The 19727-nt window shown below is 46.4% G+C and carries 10 protein-coding genes; 6 read left to right on the top strand and 4 right to left on the bottom strand.

All coding sequences use genetic code 11. The features are described from left to right. Positions 1-333 precede the first annotated feature (333 nt). The 3 genes from RID09_RS18335 to RID09_RS18345 all read left to right on the top strand — a co-directional run bounded on the left by RID09_RS18335 (position 334) and on the right by RID09_RS18345 (position 7732). Complete coding sequence (locus RID09_RS18335; RefSeq protein WP_446337383.1) at positions 334-2370, top strand: OmpA family protein; 2037 nt, start codon at positions 334-336, stop codon at positions 2368-2370. A 255-nt stretch (positions 2371-2625) separates the two neighbouring features. Further along, on the top strand, positions 2626-7263 hold the full coding sequence (locus RID09_RS18340; protein WP_446337362.1) for an isopeptide-forming domain-containing fimbrial protein: 4638 nt from the start codon (positions 2626-2628) through the stop codon (positions 7261-7263). 229 nt (positions 7264-7492) lie between these two features. Further along, positions 7493-7732 (top strand): hypothetical protein, encoded by a 240-nt coding sequence (locus RID09_RS18345; RefSeq protein WP_446337363.1) that lies wholly within the window; start codon positions 7493-7495, stop codon positions 7730-7732. 72 nt (positions 7733-7804) lie between these two features. Here the strand turns inward: RID09_RS18345 and RID09_RS18350 are convergent, their stop codons facing one another. Together RID09_RS18350 and RID09_RS18355 are read right to left on the bottom strand one after the other, a co-directional pair. Continuing rightward, positions 7805-10582, bottom strand: coding sequence for a PAS domain-containing protein (locus tag RID09_RS18350; protein ID WP_446337364.1), 2778 nt, complete (start codon positions 10580-10582; stop codon positions 7805-7807). A 493-nt stretch (positions 10583-11075) separates the two neighbouring features. Continuing rightward, the gene (locus RID09_RS18355; RefSeq protein ID WP_446337365.1) at positions 11076-14420 is read right to left on the bottom strand and encodes an alpha-mannosidase; all 3345 of its coding nucleotides are present in this window, start codon (positions 14418-14420) and stop codon (positions 11076-11078) included. Between the two features lie 286 nt (positions 14421-14706). On the opposite strand from RID09_RS18355, the gene RID09_RS18360 reads away from it, so the two are divergent. After that, positions 14707-16722: a hypothetical protein gene (locus RID09_RS18360; RefSeq protein ID WP_446337366.1), complete on the top strand. Its 2016-nt coding sequence runs from the start codon at positions 14707-14709 to the stop codon at positions 16720-16722. A gap of 85 nt (positions 16723-16807) precedes the next feature. Here RID09_RS18360 and RID09_RS18365 read toward each other — a convergent pair whose 3' ends face one another. Beyond that, complete coding sequence (locus tag RID09_RS18365; RefSeq protein WP_446337367.1) at positions 16808-17425, bottom strand: Uma2 family endonuclease; 618 nt, start codon at positions 17423-17425, stop codon at positions 16808-16810. A gap of 613 nt (positions 17426-18038) precedes the next feature. On the opposite strand from RID09_RS18365, the gene RID09_RS18370 reads away from it, so the two are divergent. Both RID09_RS18370 and RID09_RS18375 read left to right on the top strand, forming a co-directional pair. Continuing rightward, positions 18039-18482, top strand: a complete 444-nt coding sequence (locus RID09_RS18370; protein WP_446337368.1) for a hypothetical protein — start codon at positions 18039-18041, stop codon at positions 18480-18482. Continuing rightward, positions 18475-18756, top strand: a complete 282-nt coding sequence (locus RID09_RS18375; RefSeq protein ID WP_446337369.1) for a hypothetical protein — start codon at positions 18475-18477, stop codon at positions 18754-18756. Before RID09_RS18370 ends, RID09_RS18375 begins: the two co-directional genes overlap by 8 nt. Before the next feature lie 155 nt (positions 18757-18911). On the opposite strand, the gene RID09_RS18380 is transcribed toward RID09_RS18375, so the two are convergent. Further along, positions 18912-19718 carry an ABC transporter ATP-binding protein gene (locus RID09_RS18380; RefSeq protein WP_446337370.1) on the bottom strand — a complete coding sequence of 269 codons (807 nt, stop codon included), beginning with the start codon at positions 19716-19718 and terminating at the stop codon, positions 18912-18914. Between the last annotated feature and the right edge of the window lie 9 nt (positions 19719-19727).

Genomic DNA, 19727 nt, shown 5'->3' on the forward strand with positions numbered 1-19727 from the left:
CAACCCCAGAACAAACGTAAAAAATATAACCAGAACAGAGGGTCATTTTTGCCCCTAAATGCTAATAGCGAATGCTTCGCCCAACCCCAGAACAAACGTAAAAAATATAACCAGAACAGAGGGTCATTTTTGCCCCGGCGACTAGAAGTCGCGGCTACACAAACAAAGTCCGCCTTCGCGGACTGGACGATAAAGGAGATAATCAACTCGAATATCGTATTAGACGGACATAATAGCACCCAAACAACGAACCAAGGACAACGGACAACGGACAAAAGACAGAGGACAAAGCTTCAATTTTCCTTAACCTTAGCGTTAGCAACTGTCTTAACCTTGCCAACGTTAGCCACAGCCCAATCACCAAATTTACGAGTAGTCGTTAATAGTACTCAGGATACAATTTCACCCGATGAGTTGCTCACATTACGGGAAGCGATTGAATTAACCAATGGTGACTTGACGGTTGATCAATTAAGTGATATTGAAAGGACGCTGGTTACGTCTTCTGAACAATCCTCCCGAATTGAGTTTAGTTTACCCCCCCAAGACACCACGATTTATCTGAATGAATTATTACCGCCCTTGGCAAGTCCAGGACTCGTGGTGGATGGGACAACGCAACCGGGTTATGATGCGACAACATCGCCCACGGCGGAAATTGCTATTCCCCAACCGATTGTGACGATTACCCCTACACCGGGTCAATCGATTTTGCGGGGATTAACGATTGTAGCGGATGAGGTGACGGTGCGAGGCTTGAGTATTTATGGCTTTAAATCCGTAAACGAGGCAACTTTAGCCACCCCTCCGGCTGATATTTTTATTTCCCATACTTCACCGCCCCCGGATATTAGTCAGCAACAACAGCCGAATTATCGGTTTCCTTTTTATCCTGATGATATTCCGCCCAAAGATGTGAGAGTTGAGTTCAATTGGTTGGGAATTCCTCCGGATGGGGAAATGCCCCAAAATCTGTCTGCTTTTGGGGTGTATGTGTTTAATAGTTTAGGCACAACGGTTTACCGAAATCGGATTAGTGACCATGAAGGAAGTGCGATTATTACCTCCGTGCAAGCGAATAACTTACAGGTGAGCGAAAATATTATTGTGGGGAATGGCATTGAGGGAATGCCCGATGCGATTCGCTTAGAAGGGGTGATTGATGATTCGCAAATTACCGGAAATTTGATTTGTGGCAATGATGGAAGTGGCGTGTATTTGTTTAAACCCGAAGGGGCGGTGCAAATTCGCGATAACCAAATTATTTTTAATGGGAGACGCCTGCGACGGGCGGCGGTGTATTTGATGGGAAATAATCACCAAGTTGTGGGGAATCAAATCGCCTATCAACCGGGACCCGGTGTGGTGGTGACGGCTTATCCGGATAGCGATCGCAATGTGATTGAAACCAATCGTTTTGCGGGGTTGGAGGGGTTGAGTATTGACCTGAACGCTCAGCAGCATCTGGAACCGATTCATTTCCAAGTCGGGGATGGTCATAATCCCCCCCGTACTACTAAATACCAACGCCAGACTACAGGGAACAATGGGATTAATGCCCCTCAATTTGTCTCCGAGGAGTTCTTGCAGTTGGGTGATCAGATAGAGGTATTTGGTCAAGCTGAACCGGGTTCAACAGTGGAACTCTATCGGGTGCGGGAACCCGCCGAGAGTTTCTATGGTCCGTTGAGTGAACCGATTGGTAGTACGATAACCGATGGGGAGGGTCAATTTAGCGTTACGCTGACTGGGTTACAGCCTGGGGAGACAATTAGTGCGATCGCAACCACTTCCCAAGACGGGACATCAGAACCCGCCCTGAATGCGGCGGTGAAGTTCTCCGATGGTACAGTTGTGCCGAACCCAGAACCATTACCACCGGTGATACCTCGATGTCTCAGCCAAACCACACCTCCACCACCCCCCGCAGAATTCACTCCACCCGTTCAACAACCCCTGACGCTGCGGGTTCCTCGGAATATACATTTTGCCCTAGATCGTTCCGATATCTCTCCAGAGAGTGCGGCGATACTGGATCAAGTGGCGGCGGTTCTGCAAGAGTATCCCTTCCTAACTGTTGAACTACAAGGACACACTGATCCTCGCGGGAATGTCGCCTATAACCAAGCGTTGGCAAACCGTCGGGCGTTAGCGGTGCGGAATTATCTGTTGCGTCAAGGAATTGCTCCAGAACGCATGACGATTCGATCATTTGGCGAAACCCAGCGCCGGACAACGGGTAGCGGCGTTGTGGATTATGCACGCGATCGCCGAGTGGAAATTATTTTCCAGGATTTGAGAGGCTTGGAGATTATTTTTGAAGACCAAGAAACAGACTTACAAATTGAACCGACGGGAGGGGGAAGATAATGCTGATTTTAGATCCATTGCTCAGTTTCTGTTGGCTAATTGTCGGGGCAAGGTTTAGTGGTAAAAGCGTTCCCAACAAGGGCATCAATACTGCCTGAAAGAAACACCTGTAGGGGGTATTTAGGGAGCGGTCGCCTTATCTAAATCTCAGGGCAATAGCTACTCCATTGATTGGGTCGCTTAATAGATTCCGTCAAGAAGCAAAAGACCTGATAACCCCTTGTTTTTAAAATATACAGCTAATTGAAATTTGCTATGCGTCAGAAGAAAAAACCTAGACTTATTCATAGAGATAAATCGCCGTTTTCTGGGTTTAGACAACGCTGGATTCGATTTATCGCCTTAGTCATTTATGTGGCTAATTTTGTCACGTTTTTAGGAGCGCCACCGCCAGTTTTAGCGCAAACACCATTCCCCTGCGATCCCACACTCTATATTAGTCAAGCAGAAGGAGCACAAGACCCCACTGGACTCAACCGACTGATTACGAATGTGAGTCCATTTAGACTAGAGGGCATCGGTGGGGCTACAGCACGGTACAATGCTATAGGGTTTAACGTGCAAGATGGCTTTATCTATGCGATCGGTCCAGATCCGGTTGATGGGGCTTTTCCGGTTTTCCAAATTGATCAAAATGGCGCTACTGCTCAAATTGGCTCCATTCCTATTGCTGGAACTAATATTCCAGCAGATACTCGATTTATTGCCGGAGATATTGATGACAGGGGTAATTATTACGTCTACTCTCCCCCAAATGGAGTCCTGGCTAGGCTAACTGTTTCAGAAAATTCGGTAGCATTTAACTCTTTCACAACAGTGAATGGTGCTCCTAACTTTGCCGACATAGCTTTTAATCCAGTAGATGGGAATTTCTATGGCTATGCCAGGAACTCTGTAGGTACTAACGTAGGTCGGCTTGGATTCTTTCCACGAGTAGAAAACTTAAATAATCCCCTTAATGTCACATTTTTCAGTATACCATTTGAATCACCAGAGTCCTTTGGAGCGATATTTTTTGATGCGAGTGGTCAGTTATTCGCCTATCAAAATGATATTAATCCTCCGGGCCAGCCAGATGCTAATGGAGTCTTATACAGTATTGATGTTGGGGTGAATGGTATGGGTGCAGGTGAATTTATACAACGCAGTGTAGCTCCAGCCGTTAGTCAAAATGATGGTGCTTCCTGTGCCTATGCTCCAGTTGTCCAGAAAACTGTTTCACCTACAGAGGTGACGGCTGGAGATATAGTAACGTATACCTACCGATTTATTAACCGCAGTTCACTCGACATTACACGGGTTACCTTTACCGATAGGCTTCCTTCTGGTACTGCTCCTCCTGACGGACGCACATTCTCAAGAATAACCAACAATGTAGGATTGCCAATTAACGGTGATATTACTGGGTTAGGCACTAATGAATTGACCATTACAGGTATAACGGTTCCTAGGAACTCAGAACCAACACTGGAGATAGAAGTTCAGATACCCCAGACTCTAAATATCGATTTGCCAGGTACATTCCTTAATCAAGCTACCATTGAAGGAATCGTGGGTGAAATACCCCCCAATCTTCCCGGTGTACCAACGACAGCGGTTTCTGATTTTCCAAATTCACCGGAATTCCCCGATCCAACACCGGTAACGGTTAATCCCAACCCAGTTAACTTAGTTCCCACTAAGACAGTGGAACCCCTCGATAGCAATGGGAATGGTGCGGCTGATCCGGGTGAAGAACTGCGCTACACGATCACTATTCAAAATACAGGTACTGATACAGGTACTGGAACATCAACCAATACCATTCTCACCGAAGACATTCCCGCGAATACCACGTATGTCCCTGGTAGCGCTACATTAAATGGCAATCCGATTCCTGATGTAAATGGCACACTACCATTCGTGAGTCCCACTGGGGGTTCCGTGGGAAATATCGCTGGAGGAGAAACGGCTACAGTTACGTTCCGAGTCACCATCAACGATCCCCTACCCCAAGGCGTCACTGAGATTAACAATACAGCGACGGTGACTAGTGACCAAGTAAGAACACCCGTACCATCAGATGATCCCAATACGCCAGGGAATCCCAATGATCCGAATATTCCAGAAGACCCAACAAGCGTTCCTATTGGCGGCGGAACGCCCCCTGTAGCGCCTGTAATTAATAAATCAGTACGTTTCCTCAGAGATAATGATGGGAATTCAGCGTTGACTATTGGTGACGATGTGGAATATACCATTATCGTCCGCAATCCCAGCAATACTCGCACCATTAATAATGTGGTGGTTAGCGATATTGTGCCGATTCAGGTTCGCATACTGCGGGATGGTTCTAATCCAATTGATATTGATATCGACGTCCCTGATGATATCGACGTCCCTGATAACTTAGGATTTGCCCTAGCGCCAACATTGCCCAATACAAGTTTTGATGGCACCGGTGAACCTGTTCAGTTTACCAATGGTGGCACCCTACCTCCTAGCGCACAAGTGACGATAACCTATAATGCCAAAATTTTACCGGGTTCATCCAGTCCCATTACCAACCAAGGGTTAGCCAATTATGCGGGTGATGGTGGAACTCCCGTCCGTTCAGATGCTAGTGATTCTACCAATCCTGATGAAGAAGGCTCTGGAAACAACCCTGGAAACCCGCGTCCTGTTAACCAGGGGGGTGATGTAAACCAACCTGCGGGGGGTCCAGACGACCCAACGATTCTGAACTTTGTCTCACCCGTCAATCCAGCCGGAACCAAATCGGTACGTCTATTTGAAGACGTTGATGGTAGTGGTTCGATTAGCACCGGAGATATTCTGGAATACACGATTACCTATACCAACAACGATCCTCAGACAAACATTACCAACTTCCAGGTAACAGACACAATAGCTAGTGGTTTAAGCTTTGTTCCTGGCAGTTTGGACATCAATGTCACCCCTGGGACAACGGTGACGGCTAATCCCAACTATAACGGCACACCTCCTACCAACAATGTCCTCAATCAACAAAACGACAATTTAGCTAGTGGTGGTGGTCAAGTTGTATTCACCTATCGCACACAAATCACCGCAGGTCCTGGAAGTTCGATTACCAACCAAGCCGTTGCTAACTTTGAAGATAATACCGGGACTCGCTCTGTACCGACTGATGCCATTCAAAGACCTGGAGATTTACCGCAAACTAATAATGGTGGTGATCCTTCCGATCCCAGGTTCGATGACCCGACGGTGTTGACAATCGAAGAGCCAACGACGCCCACGCGCCCAGTCGCTAATAAATCAGTGCGTTTCTTGAGAGACAATGATAACAGTGGTAGTCTCACCATCGGTGATGATATTGAGTACACAATTATCGTCCGCAATCCCAACCCGACTCGGACTCTCAATAACGTAGTGCTGAGTGAAATCCTGCCGATTCAGGTGCGAATCTTACGCGACGGTTCTAACCCAATTAATCTCAATAGCGGATTTTCCCTTGCCTCAAACCTACCGGTGAGTAGCTTTAACGGCACAGGTAGCCCGATTCGGTTCACCAATCCCGGAACATTACCGCCAACGGGTGAAGTCGTTCTCACGTTCAACGCCCGGATTCTACCGGGGGCGGCTAATCCAATTACTAACCAAGGGCTGGTCAACTTTGACGGAGCTGGCGGAAATCCCGTCCGCACCGACGCCAGTGATACCCGCAATCCCCGACAGCCAGGTTCTGGGGATGAGCCGGGAAACCCTGATTCTGTAGGGGAAGGGGGTAATGTCAGCCAACCGAATAATAGTCCCATCGACCCCACGATTCTCAACTTTGTCAGCCCTGTAACTCCTACCGGAAGTAAATCGGTGCGTCTGGTTGTCGATGCTGATGGGAGTGGAGCGGTGACCACGGGTGATACCCTGGAATATACGATCATCTACACCAACCCTGGAGCCAATGCTCCGATTACGAACGTCTTAATCACGGATCAAATCGAAGCCGATAAGGTGAGTTTTGTGACCGATAGTTATAACTTCCGGCGTACTGATGGCAGTGGACCTGCCGGGAATACTACAGTACAGGGGAATCCCAGGTTCAATGGCACCACGGATCAAGACCTGAGTGATCCCAATAATCGAGGACAACTGGGAACTGGCGGCGGTCAAGTCATGATCATGTACAGTGTCCGTGTCACCGCCGGGGCTGGCACACAAATTCAAAACCAAGCCACAGCCCAATCTAATGGCGGTTCTGTCGAGTTCTCTCTCACCGATGCCCTTTCGGGGTTAGGAGATGATGGCACACCAGATTTGCCCCAAATCAATGATGATGGAGAAAATCAGGGTAACCTTCCCGGTACTGGCGATGATGAGCCAACTATTGTCACAGTTGGTAGTCCTGGCAATCCACGTCTGCGGTTAGTCAAGCGGATTACCACTATCACCCGAAATGGTGCACCGATTAGTGGTATTGACTTCAACAGCTTTAACGATGACCCAGCTAACCCCGATGACGATGCAGCCGGTTGGACTCAACGTCCGCCTGTGGGCATTATCCAGTTAGGAGCGGAAAATACCCTGCAAAGCGGTGATGATGTGGAATACACGATTTACTTCCTCTCCGACGGTGGGAGAACCGTTAACGGTGTTCAGGTTTGTGACGCGATTCCCGAAGGCACAACCTTTATCTCGGATAGTTTTTCACCGGGTGAAGGGATTTTGTTGAATCAAGCGGGAATTGATAACCGTCTAACTAATGCCTTAGATGCAGACTTAGGCACATTTTTCGGAGAGTTGACCCCAGTCAATACGTTCTGTCCCAATCCCAATAATCCAGATGGATCAGTATTAGTTAATGTGGGAAATGTGTCAACAATTAGCCCAGATAATATTGGCTTTGTCCGCTTCCGCGTCAGGATTGATTAGATAAAATCAGTTAAACCACCCTCTGTAGGGGCGCGACATGTCGCGCCCCTACAGAGGGTCTGTGGGTAATTGACAATTGACTTATTCTTGATTAGAATTCACTAACTGTGGTTAGTAAATCGCCACTCTAGGAACTCAGCCAATCAGCGTATTCATATTAAGAACTTTTACGGAGGTATTCACTTAGGGATTTAGTCGATAATTAGAATAACCACCAAAACCTTTATAGATGCACTGTCCGATGATTATACCGTCTCTCCTGATTCTCGCGATCGCTCTCGTCGCCGTTTATATTCATACCCATGTCACAGAGGAATTGGTGCAGGTAGGGGCAACGATTATCGCTTTGCTTTGTCTGGTGTTGAATCTGATTTTAGCGCCACTAGCGATAAAATTTATAATTGTCGGGGCGATTTTACTCACAGCAAAACGGACTTCATTAGCGCTTTTTAACTCGCTTCTCCAGTAATTCGTCCTTTGTCATTGGTAAGGGATTGAATGTTGTTTATGAATTTTAATATCGTTGAGTTGATTTAGCGATCTACTCAAAGGGGCTATAGGATAGTTCTACCAAGTTTAAGGGAATCTCGATCATCAATTCTGTTCCTTTCCCTAGACTAGAAACACAACTAATATTACCGTTGTGTTTATCCACAATAATCTGATGGCTAATGGCTAACCCCAATCCTGTACCACTTCCGACAGGCTTGGTCGTAAAAAATGGGTCAAAGATATGCTGACGCACGTCTTCATTCATCCCACATCCGTTATCAGCAATGCGAATAATAATACATGGGGACAGTTTTGACCCTTCAGGACTTTCGAGGGAACCTGGTTTTGAGTGTTGAATTAATTCCTTTGTCTCGCTTATCCTATTGGTGGATACTTCAGTTGTGATCTTAATCCATTGGGGTTCGGGTTGGTTGCTTAAGGCTTCAATGGCATTATCTAAAATGTTAATAAATACTTGATTTAGCTGACTGGCATAACAGTTAACTTGAGGGAGTTGACCATACTCTTTGAACACGATGATTTCCGGACGATTCCCTTCGGCGCGGAGTCGGTTTTGTAATATAAATAGCGTATTATCTAAACCTTCATGGATATCCACCTGTTTTAACTCGGCTTCATCTAATTTTGAGAAACTTTTTAGCGATCGCACAATCTGTTCGATGCGTTGAGTTCCCAACTGCATGGAGTTGATCAGCTTTGACCAATCTTTGATGAGAAACTCTAAGTCGATCTCGTCACTCAGTTGCTGAATCTCTGGTGTGGGACTGGGGTAGGTTTTTTGGTAGAGTTGCAGCAGTGCGAGTAATTCTCGGAAGTATTGACGGGCATAAGTCAGATTGCCAAAGATAAAGTTAGTCGGGTTATTAATTTCGTGTGCCACACCTGCAACCATGCGCCCTAAACTGGACATTTTCTCGGTTTGGATCAGTTGGGATTGAGTGCGTTTTAATTCTTTTAAGGTTTGTTGCAATGCCTGAGCTTTTTCCCGTTCCCTGGTTTCAGACTGCTGCAAGGCGATCTCGATTTGTTTGCGATCGCTAATGTCTCTATGCGTCCCACTCATCCGCACGGGTAAGCGATTCTCATCCCAAGCGACCACTTTACCATAGTTACAAATCCATTTCCATGTCCCGGATTTCGTCAGCAGTCGATAGTCAAATTGGTAGGGAATTGAGCAGTTTTTTAAATGCGCTTGTAACAGGTTCATCACCCAAGGTTTATCATCGGGATGGATCAGGTTTTCCCAAGTGCTGATATCTGTAGGAAGTTCATCGGACTCATACCCCAACATATCACTCCAACGCTGGTCAATATAAAAGTCTCCCGTTGTGATCATCCAATCCCACAACCCATCCCCAGAAGCGTTTAACGCAAGCTGCAAGCGTTCTTGAGTCTGGTGCAAAGCTTGTTGCGATCGCTGGCGTTCAATGGCAATTGTGGCAAGATAAAGGGTTTGGGCGATTAAGTCTTGATCGAGATCGGTTGCTGTCTGCGGTTGGTCATAATACCCACCAAAAGTCCCCAAAACTATCCCATCACTCGACAAAATCGGCATCGACCAACAGGCTTTAAGTCCGTAGGATAATGCCAAATCCCGGAAATTTACCCACAACGGGTCGTTGGCAATATCGGATACAATGACAGTTGCCTTACGATAGGCGGCGGCACCGCAAGAACCAACATCTGCACCAATCGCTAGACCATCGATGGCTTGTGTGTACTCTTCGGGTAGACTGGGGGCGGCGGCGAAGTGCAATTTACCCTGTTGATCCAGCAACAGAAACGCCGATCGCATTTTTCCCGATTGTTCCTCAACGAACCTCGCCAAAGCGTCCAGGATGTCTGGGAGAGGTACATCAGAGGCAATCAGTTTCAGAATCTGGTTCTGTCCAGTCAGCAGCATCTCGGCATGTTTGCGATCAGTAATATCCATCGCTGTTCCGAAGAGTCTGATCACTTGCCCCTGTTCGTTTACAACAGGTTCACCTCTTGCCTCGACATGGCGCACTTCACTACTTCCCTGATTCCCCCTAGGGAGAGATTGCACATCAGCAGCATGGGTTTTACCTCGGATAATGCGGAAGTCAAGATTATACTTTATCCCCTGTGCGATCGCGCGGTCTACGGCGTTTTTCCACAGGTCTCGATCTTCTGGATGAATCGTCCCCAGCAGTTCAGCATGGGTGGGTTCACCCTGTTGAAGATCACGTCCCCAAATGTGAAACAATTCCTCTGTCCAAGTCATTTTTCCCGTAGCCAAATCACAATCCCAACTGCCAATATGGGCAACTGTCTGGGCTTGTTTTAGAGAGGCTTCACTATGGCTGAGTTTTTCTTGGATACGTTGGCGTTCTACTATCTCTTGTTTCAGTCGGGTATTTTTAGCCAAGAGTTGTTTGGCTTGGGTTCTTAGACGCAATTGATGCTTGACCCGCGCCATCACTTCTTGAAGCTGAAATGGTTTAGAGATATAGTCTGCCCCACCCACTTCAAAGGCTTTAACTTTATCGAACCCTTCTTTCAACGCGCTGATAAAAATAACCGGAATATCTTTAGTTTTATCATCTGCTTTCAAGGATTGACAGACTTGATAGCCATCCATCTGTGGCATGACAATATCCAGCAAAATCAAATCGGGGAGATTGGCTTTGGCAGCTTTGAGCGCCAGAATGCTACTGGGGATAGTCCTGACTTTGTACCCTTGCTTGGATAACATATCGGTTAACAGGTACAAATTAGCCGGAGTATCATCTACAACCAGGATACTGCCTTTGTTATTTGTCCGTTGTCCTTGAGCATTCGTCATTTTTCCTTTGTCTTATGTCTTATGTTATACTCGCGAAGCGCTAAGCCAGCTACGTCCTTTTTTTCTACCCAGGACTAATACAGCGTTGGGGCGTGGGGCGACTTGCTCAACATTTCAGAGAAGATAAGGTGCATCCTCTTCTTTTGTAACATCTTATTATCTTTTATTAAAATAATGCCGCGATAATGTAAAGAGTTGATGAAGTTTTTCTCAAGATAGGAGTTGCTACATTAGGTTGGGAAACCCAGGTTCTGTCTGCCGTAGCCTCCTATACATTGATTCCCCTTAACTCCAACAATTTGGGCGTAGACGGCTAATCGTTTCTCCGACTTGGGTTAAAACCCAAGGCTAAAAGCTGAAGTCGTCTTTAGACGACTGGATAAGAGTTTGATACAAAGTTGCATTCAAAGAGATAACTTTCTCGTCCCCTGCTCCCCTTATCTACTACGTTTGAGCGCAACTCTGTATGAGTTTATTTTAATTCAACTCCCATTTAAGTTTGAACGATCGCGTAACTCCGAATCTGCCAAGGTGCTATCCTCAAGGCTTGCAGCGTCGGGGACTCTGGAGACTGATCCACAGGACGTTCTAACAAATCCACGGAAGCATCTATCGCCAACCCTAAATCACTATTTAACAAGAATTCCGCTTCCTTTCCCTGACATTCATAACACCGCAGAATCCACCGTTGTGGATTATCTTGCGATCGCTTAAACGCAATGATCACTAAATTTTCCGCCGATAACTCCAGCAAGGAACCCCCAGGGGGCAACGACTTAACCCCCTCTGTCGCCGTATCTTCCAGCCTGACGACTTGCAGGGGGAAATTTAACTCATACCCTCGCTGAACGGTTCTCGCGGCTTGCCAAGTGTCCGAATGAGGATAAATGGCGTAAGTGAAGTGGTGAATTCCGCGATCGGCATCGGGATGGGGCCACATTGGACTTTTGAGTAAAGTTAATCGGAGTTGAGAGGGTTGGGCGTCATAGCCGTATTTACAGTCATTGAGTAAACTCACGCCATAAGTTTCATCACCCAAATCCGCCCAACGCAATGCTGGAACCTCCCATTTGGCTTGTTCTGCGGGGGTTTTGGGTTTGGTGGGGCGTTGGATTGCGCCGCAGGGAATCTCATACGTGGCGTAGTCGGCTTCTAGGTTTAAGGGGAATGCGGCTTTGACTAATACCTGGCGTTCCTGCCAATCTACGGTTGTGGCTATTTTAAGTATGGGTGAATCTGATGTCAGGATGTAGTCTTGGCAAAACTGGGATTGTCCTAATTGGCGAATAACTTGAAGACGCGATCGCAGGTTTCCCTGTTCTAGCCATTGAATCGATTTCAGTTGGGTTGGCGGTAGGGGATGCTGATAATAATTGGGGTCAATATTCCAGGCGTCCCAATATTGTCCTTTGTCTTCAAAGGCTTGCAGTTGATTTCCTGCACCGCTTAATATTTCTCGCTGGTTTTGTTTATCAAAGATGCTGCTTAAGTCGCCAGTATTTGGATCGACGATAACTCGCAGGTATTCATTTTCGAGGATAAATTCTTTATTGGGATTGGGGTTATCGTTTTCTGGGGGAGTATCAGTGGGACAAATCCAGACTATTTTATAGCCGATTGCGGGGATGTCTTTAGCCTGAAATAGCAGATGGGTTTGTCGGGGCTGGTTTAGGGATTCTTGTTTGGCTATTGATGATAAATTTTGTTCAAAACTCGCCCTGACTAAGGTTTGGCTGGGGATTTTTTCGCCGTCACTATCGTATAGTTGCCAGGTTTGATTGTTGGTGATTGGGAACTGTTTTTCCAACGCAGAGGTTCGCAGAGGTTCGCGCAGAGGGGCGCAGAGGGAGATAGTAATGAGTTCTGAATGTTGCCAGTTGAGGGGGTTGAAAATGATTAGGGGTTGGGCGTTGGGGTGGGGGGGTGAGGGGAGGGTGATTTGGGACGCGATCGCGCTTAGGGATTCGGCTATAATATCTTGGGTTACTGTCTCGACATCCTGCCATGCTTGGTTGGCTTCAACGAATACTTCTGGAATGGAAGTTCCGGGTAAGATATCGTGAAATTGATTAAACAGAACTTTTTTCCAGGCGGCTTCTAATTGAGATTGAGGATAATTTGTCTGGGTGATTAAGCTAGCGAGAGAGGCAAAGAGTTCGGCTTGGTAAAGTAATCCTTCACAGCGACGATTCCAGCGTTTTTGATCAGCGTGGGTGGTATAACATCCGCGATGGAGTTCTAGATAAAGTTCGTTATTCCAAATCGGATTAGGAATTGAATATTTGTCCGGGTGGGTGTCACTATTATCGTTTTTTGTTCCCCTGATGTGACTAAACCCGCCCCCGGAGACGCGCCGTGGCACGTCTCTACACATCATCTCCCTATCTCCCATTTTTTCTAACTGATGTCTCAGATTCTGCAAATACTTCAACGCGGTGGTAAATTCTAAATTGGGGAAGAAGGGAGACTGTTGCCAACGCTGTGCCACTTCTAACATATCGCGGGTGGGACCACCGCCATGATCGCCTACACCAGGTAACCAAAATACATCCTTAATCTTTGTTTGCTTTTGCCAATTAATCCCATAATTTGTCATGGTAATTGGATTGGTATCCATGACTCCGGTTATATTGGGCGGCGACATTAAACTGAGAATTTTAGTCCCATCCGGTGATTGCCACCAAAAGAGGTGATAGGGGAATTCAGTGGTGTCATTCCAATGCAGCTTTTGGGTAATAAAATAGTTTATTCCCCCTTTTTTAAGAAATTGAGGTAACTGCCAATTAAAGCCAAAACTATCCGTTACCCAGGCAATTTGAGTAATTTTACCGAATTTTTCTTGGGTATAACGTTGACCATAAAGAATTTGCCGGACAATGGATTCACCGTCAATTAAATTTAATTCCGGTTCAACCCACATCCCCCCAACAATTTCCCAGCAACCTGCCATCACTTGTTGTTGTATTTTGGTAAATAAGTCGGGACGATTCTGTTCTACCCAGGCATAAAGGGCGGGTGTAGTATGACAATAGGTTAAATTAGGAAAATCTTGCTGTAAACTGAGAACAGATTCAAAGGTTCGCACTGCAACATCCCAGGTTTCTTGAGTAGACCATAACCAAGCCATATCTAAATGGGCATGACCTAATAGGTGAAATGTGGCGTTAGGGGTTATATTTTTGGATAGCAGAGTTTGGCGCAATTGGGTTAGCGATCGCGTAAACTGATCGCCATGGGATACCCTCTGCCAGTCAATCTCAGCCACAGCAGCAGCCAGTGTTTCTAATTTTTCTGGTGCAAAGGCGGTTAAATAGTTCTGCAATACGGTTAATTCATCAGCAACAAATCCAGGATCAATCGAATGCGTTGATTCATAAATACAGAAAGACCGCATTAAGCCGCCAATATCATGACCCGGACTCACTAACCGCAACATGACGGTAATAGTTTCCCCAGGACTAACGGCTGAACTTAGGAAGACTCTATCTGAAGAATCAAATAAGTCTCCTTCTTGGACTAACTCACCATTAACAAAAATCTTGGCATCTTCCGCCCACCAGGTTAGCGCTAGTCGTAAGGTTAATCCAGCTAAAGGATAACCTTGTAAATCCTGGGGAATAACAAATTGTTGACCGAACCACATAACTTGGTGTCCGGCTGACCAGATAATATAGCCTTTATCATTGAGTTCACTACTTGACCCCTTGGCAAAAATATGGTTACTTATCTCCTCCAGAGGTAGGTCTTCAGACCACAGTTTCCAATTAGTCTGCACATTCACCTGAGTCAAGGCGCGGAGTTTAGCAATAGATTTAGACAGGAAGGGTAAGGAGGACATAGTAATGGATGATAAACGTTAATAACTAGCAATTAGGATTAAGAAATTTTTAAATAACAAAGTACCTGTCGCATTAATCAGCCTTGGGTTTAAACCCAAGGAACCAAAAGCTTGCATTCGTCTTTAGACGACTGGATAAGAATTTTAGTCCATTTTAATGGACAGTAGCTCTTAGCCCGGAGTTTGAACTCCGGGCGGATGATTAAGTTTCTGGGAATCTTGTCCCCGGGTGCATGTCACAGTATGAAATAATAAATGAGTCATCGCTGCTTCTGCTTGCATCACTATGTCTGCTTCTACCCCAGGTCGCTACCGCAGTCGATTGTTCAATCTTATCAATCACCATTCTCGCCGATTCATCGATCGCGGTGAACGGGCAATCCGAAATCTGAAAGTAGCTGCAGTTTGGGGAACGCAGATTCTCCTCTATCCTATATATATGGTTGTCCAAGGCAGTCTCACGGCTGTTCGGCAACTTTCGGCAGAGGCAAAAACGGGATGGACTCGATTAAAAGCTTTGACCCAATCCCAACCGTCAGAACAACCGCCTGCTGTTGATACCCCGATTCAACAGGTTCTCAAGCAAGTTGAAACTTTACTTCTACCTGAACCATCTCAGTCACAACTCACATCTTGCACCATTCTCAATAGGGCGGTTAAAACCGCAGCTACACAAACGAAACCCGCCTTCGCGGGTTCCCAAATCCTTGTTCCGCCAGTCCGCGTTAACGAAGCTTACCGAAGGTTAGGCGGACTGGGTTTGTCTAGCTGCGAATTCCATTCGCCAAGGCTTATTGGAATAGACATAAATAAAATAACCGATACCTCATCCCCGAATCAGAATATTTCCACATCCTCACGGGTAGAAATTCAAGGCGTAGCCACCCTCCTCTCCACCCGAACTCTAGTTCTCGTTTCCGTCGCTAATGAAATTCTGGATATCCTCACCCCAGAACAACAGCAAAAATTAGCCGCTAAAATAAGCTGGGAACTGGCTACCCTGTATCGTCAGTGGCGTTTAGTTGATAATTTAAAGACTTCTGGGGTGCAACGCCAACTCACTCACTTGGCTAAACCCTCTCTCTTTCTCCCCTTAAGACTATTCTGGCAACTCATGGCATGGGTACAAACCAGTCCCGTTGCGATCGCGATTAATCTCTTTGGTGAGTCTACCTTCTCAGAACAGCAAGAACCGACTGTTGCGATCGCATCTGGCGCCAAGAGCCCCCAAAACCTTGCCTATTCCTGGCTGAAACAATTTGCACCGGGGGGAACATTAGCCGCTATAGATGATACTATTGCCCAATGGGAATCGCACCCTTTACAGACATCCAATCACGTTGCGATCGCACTCCGTCAACGTAGCCAAACTCTACTGCAAACCTTCAAAACCTCATTCATCACCTATCGAGAGCCAGCTAATCCAACCGAGACATCAGAATCTCACCCCTTTTGGCTGGTAGGATTAATTTACGCCGCGATCGACTACTTTTTTAGTCAGGGTAGTTCTCACCGATTCCGCCAACAAGAAGCAACCTCGATTAACCCCACCGAGGATATTAACCAACGATTCACTAACTCAACCGCTTCCGTAACCCTTCCGGGGACAGCATTCTCCTATACGAATGAACCCGATCCGTGGTTAACCTGGGATGATTTATTTGGCGATCCAGAACCCACTTCCACACCGAATCCTTTTGTCACTGATTCCATTTGGCTGAAGGGAAAACCGCAACCCAACCCAACCCCACTTCCCCCAGGGTTTACACTCAAAAAAACTGCCATCTGGCAAAACTCCATTGGTGCTATTCTCCAGCGTTTAAGTTTCTCCAAAAAACAAAAAAAACTGACTGTAACGGCTCGAAAACAACCAAAGGCACAACCGCCTCAACCCCAGAGGCAAAGGGTTAACCCGACAAGCCCACTTTTCTATCCAGTTCCATTACAAAATTCATTAATTACGGGATTATCGAATAATTCACAAAATCGAGTATTTGTCAAGGTATCTCCGGCTACGTTCTTAGAGCAAACTCCTACAAATTCTCCTACTCTATTAACCCATTCAACCTCTCTAACACTCAACACTCAAAACATTCCAGAACAACCCATTCAGCATTCCCCAATTAGTGATATCGAACCAGCACCCGACTGGATTGAAACTCAAGCAATTCCCACAGGGTATGTTAAACACCCCTTAGAGGAAATCATGGAATGGTTGGATGTGGGTATGCTTTGGCTGGAGGAGGTAACAATTAAAGCTTGGCGATGGGTGCGACGGCTTGTCGTTAAAAATAAAGGGTAAATCGCCTTTAAACCCTTACTGTTCCCTGTTAAGAGTTCCCTAATCTCAACCGTTAACTTTAATTGTGTCCACCTACTCATTGGGATTATAGGGTTCTCCCTGCGGCAAAAATTGTTGCGGCGGTTAAATTCAATTCCGGAAACGTTTTTGAGATAATTTTGTCATCGCCTCGAAATTGGCGAATTTGATATTCATCATCAATCAGTTCGCATACCGTCAACGTTGGCTGCTTGGGAAAACCAATATGGCGACGCCCTCCTAAGCCAAGATAGTCAACAATCCAGTATTCTTGGATGGTTAAGGCTTCGTAGTCGGTTAATTTATGACCATAGTCATCGCGCCAATTGGTACTCACGACTTCAATAACTAATGGTACGGATGAACCTTGGGTAATCGTAGAGGCTGGTTTCCAGAGGGGTTCTTCTGGAATAGCCCTTTGATCCAGCACGACAATATCAGGTTTATAGCCCATGTAGAGGGTTTTGGGTTTGATGGTGCAGGTTCTGGGTAAAAAATAAGGGCGCTGCTGACGGCGTATCTCGAAATTTAGTTCGGCAACAATGAAGGCGATAACTTCTTCATGATCACCCCTAGGGTTCACTGCAATAATTTCTCCGTTGATCAGTTCGTAAATGCCGCCGTCTTCAGGATATAGGTCTAAATATTCTTCAAAGGTCAAAGGTTGAGACTGGGCTTGAACCATAGTACTTACTGTCGCTGGTACTCGTACTTGGCTAAAGTATAGTGTATCAGGGTTATCCGAGATTAGGTTAACCGTCTGCCTGGTTGTCCCATAGATTGAAAAAAACCCCCAGTTAGGGAACTGGGGGAAGTCGGCTACAAAAGAGCCTTCCATCCTTGTCGAACTCGATGATGTCTCTAGATTATGCAAACAAAGTGAAAAACTAGTGAACGCCAAAAAAAATACCCCCGCCATTTCGGTAGGGGGTGGGTAATCACTTCCACATCAGGGTAACAACTATGATTAAATCTATCGAACAATTGTGAAGAAAAGGTGAAAAGTCAAAAAAAACTCAGATCTCGGCTGAGGGGGCATAAATATAAAGGAGCATAACCCTTTATAAATTTTCTCTCTTCCCTAAAATTTTACTTTTGATTTCGATAAAGCAGCCACAGGAAATAGAGAGCGCCAAGCGAGTAGGACGATTTAATTTTTTTCCCACCTGAATCGCGAGGGGAATCTTGCTTCAACCTTTACGAAGTGGAGGTAAGCCGTAGGGGGATAGCAGGAGATACAAGGGCTAAATGCCCGAAGTATTTCCAATTATTTCCCGATAGGTGGTAAAATGCTCGCCATGAAACAAGTTCTCACGATAGTTGTAAAGCTTCAACCCACGCCTGAACAGGTTGCCTTCTTAGAGGTAACCCTTCAGGCGTTTGCGGATGCATGCAACTACGTGAATGAACATACAGACCCTAAGCTGACCAACAAGATTGCCATTGTGTCCCTAACCTACCGAACCATCAAGAACGAGTTTAACCTCGTGGCAAATATGGCTGTTAGGGCTTGTGCAAGAGTATCGGCTAACCGTAAGGTGGCTAAGTTAAAAGGCAAACCTGTTAAAAGCTTTGCCCCAACCAGCATGGACTGCGATAAGGACTTGTTTCGACTTCGTGAACACGACTGGACGGTAAGCCTTGCCACCATTCGCGGTAGAGAGCGAGTTGAATTGACTCTGGGTAACTACCTCCAGAGGAAAACTCAAAGGGAGGAACCCAACTTCCGCTCAATTGTGTAAGCACCAAGATGGTCGCTTCTACCTGCACATTCAGATTAAGGATACTCCTCCCGATCCCCAAAATACCGATAAGGTAATTGGTATCGATTTAGGGCGTCGCGACATTGCCGTTACGTCCGTTGGGGAGAAATGGGACGGCAAACATATCCAATCAGTGCGAGAAAGGAAAGTCTTACGCCAAGTGGCAAGACTTTCAAATGTGGGCATTGTGGTTGGCATGGAGATGCCGACTTTAATGGAGCCAATAATATTGCACTTGTGGGGCTGTCTATAAACCAGCCTGGAGGCACGGGGCTCTCGTGCAAGTTAAACAGAACTCCCGAATGTGTTCAGCTTAGCTTGTTTGATAGCTTCAGGGCTACTGAAAACCCAGACCTCTGCTCTTAGCAAGTCTGGGTAGTTTATCTACTGATTTGAAGCCGCGCTGGTCTAGTTTTTCGGTGGCAATTCCCTCACCCAGCGACCCATTGGTACACACATCGGCGTCCCCGCTACCGGGTCAGGCACAATCCGACAGTCCAAACCAAACACTTCACGCACCATCGCCTCCGTCACAACTTGCATTGGCTCTCCTTGTGTATAAACTTGACCCTGCCGCACGGCAACCAGATGATCGGCGTAGCGACACGCCTGATTCAGGTCATGCAGTACCATAACAATCGTCCGCCCTTCGCTCTGGTTCAACTCATACAGCAAATCCAATACCTCGACTTGATGCGCCAAGTCTAAGAACGTTGTTGGTTCATCCAATAGCAGAATTTCCGTATCCTGAGCGAGTGCCATAGCAATCCAAGCTCGTTGCCGTTGTCCACCAGAAAGCGTGTCCAGTACTCGGTCTGCTAGTGGGGTTATCCCTGTAATGAAAAGCGCCTTCTCCACCAAGATTTCATCGTCTTTTGACCATTGCTGCAACCAGTTTTGGTAAGGGTAACGACCCTGAGCGACCAAATCTCGAACCGTCAACCCCTCCGGAGCTACTGGACTTTGGGGGAGAATTCCCAGTCGCTTCGCCACAGCTTTTGTTGAGCGCTTGAAAATATCAGTCCCGTCTAGGTAAACTGTACCTGCACAAGGCTTGAGCAACCTCGCCAGTCCCCGCAACAGTGTTGATTTACCACAGCCGTTGGGTCCAACCAAAGCCGTAATCTTCCCGACAGGAATTGCCAGGTCGAGGTTCGTGATCACTGGTGTTCCATCATACGCCAGAGAAAGTCGGCGAGTTGACAATAAGCTCATTTTATGAAT

Source organism: Coleofasciculus sp. G1-WW12-02 (assembly GCF_040219735.1).
In the GTDB taxonomy this organism is placed as follows: Bacteria; Cyanobacteriota; Cyanobacteriia; order Cyanobacteriales; family Coleofasciculaceae; genus Coleofasciculus.

What these genes read in the sequence shown, in the direction of transcription:
- RID09_RS18340 (WP_446337362.1), top strand. Translation starts at nt 2,626, where the DNA reads ATGCGTCAGAAGAAAAAACCTAGACTTATTCATAGAGATAAATCGCCG.
- RID09_RS18380 (WP_446337370.1), bottom strand. Translation starts at nt 19,718, where the DNA reads ATGAGCTTATTGTCAACTCGCCGACTTTCTCTGGCGTATGATGGAACA.
- RID09_RS18370 (WP_446337368.1), top strand. Translation starts at nt 18,039, where the DNA reads ATGAAACAAGTTCTCACGATAGTTGTAAAGCTTCAACCCACGCCTGAA.
- RID09_RS18355 (WP_446337365.1), bottom strand. Translation starts at nt 14,420, where the DNA reads ATGTCCTCCTTACCCTTCCTGTCTAAATCTATTGCTAAACTCCGCGCC.
- RID09_RS18345 (WP_446337363.1), top strand. Translation starts at nt 7,493, where the DNA reads ATGCACTGTCCGATGATTATACCGTCTCTCCTGATTCTCGCGATCGCT.
- RID09_RS18350 (WP_446337364.1), bottom strand. Translation starts at nt 10,582, where the DNA reads ATGACGAATGCTCAAGGACAACGGACAAATAACAAAGGCAGTATCCTG.
- RID09_RS18360 (WP_446337366.1), top strand. Translation starts at nt 14,707, where the DNA reads ATGTCTGCTTCTACCCCAGGTCGCTACCGCAGTCGATTGTTCAATCTT.
- RID09_RS18365 (WP_446337367.1), bottom strand. Translation starts at nt 17,425, where the DNA reads ATGGTTCAAGCCCAGTCTCAACCTTTGACCTTTGAAGAATATTTAGAC.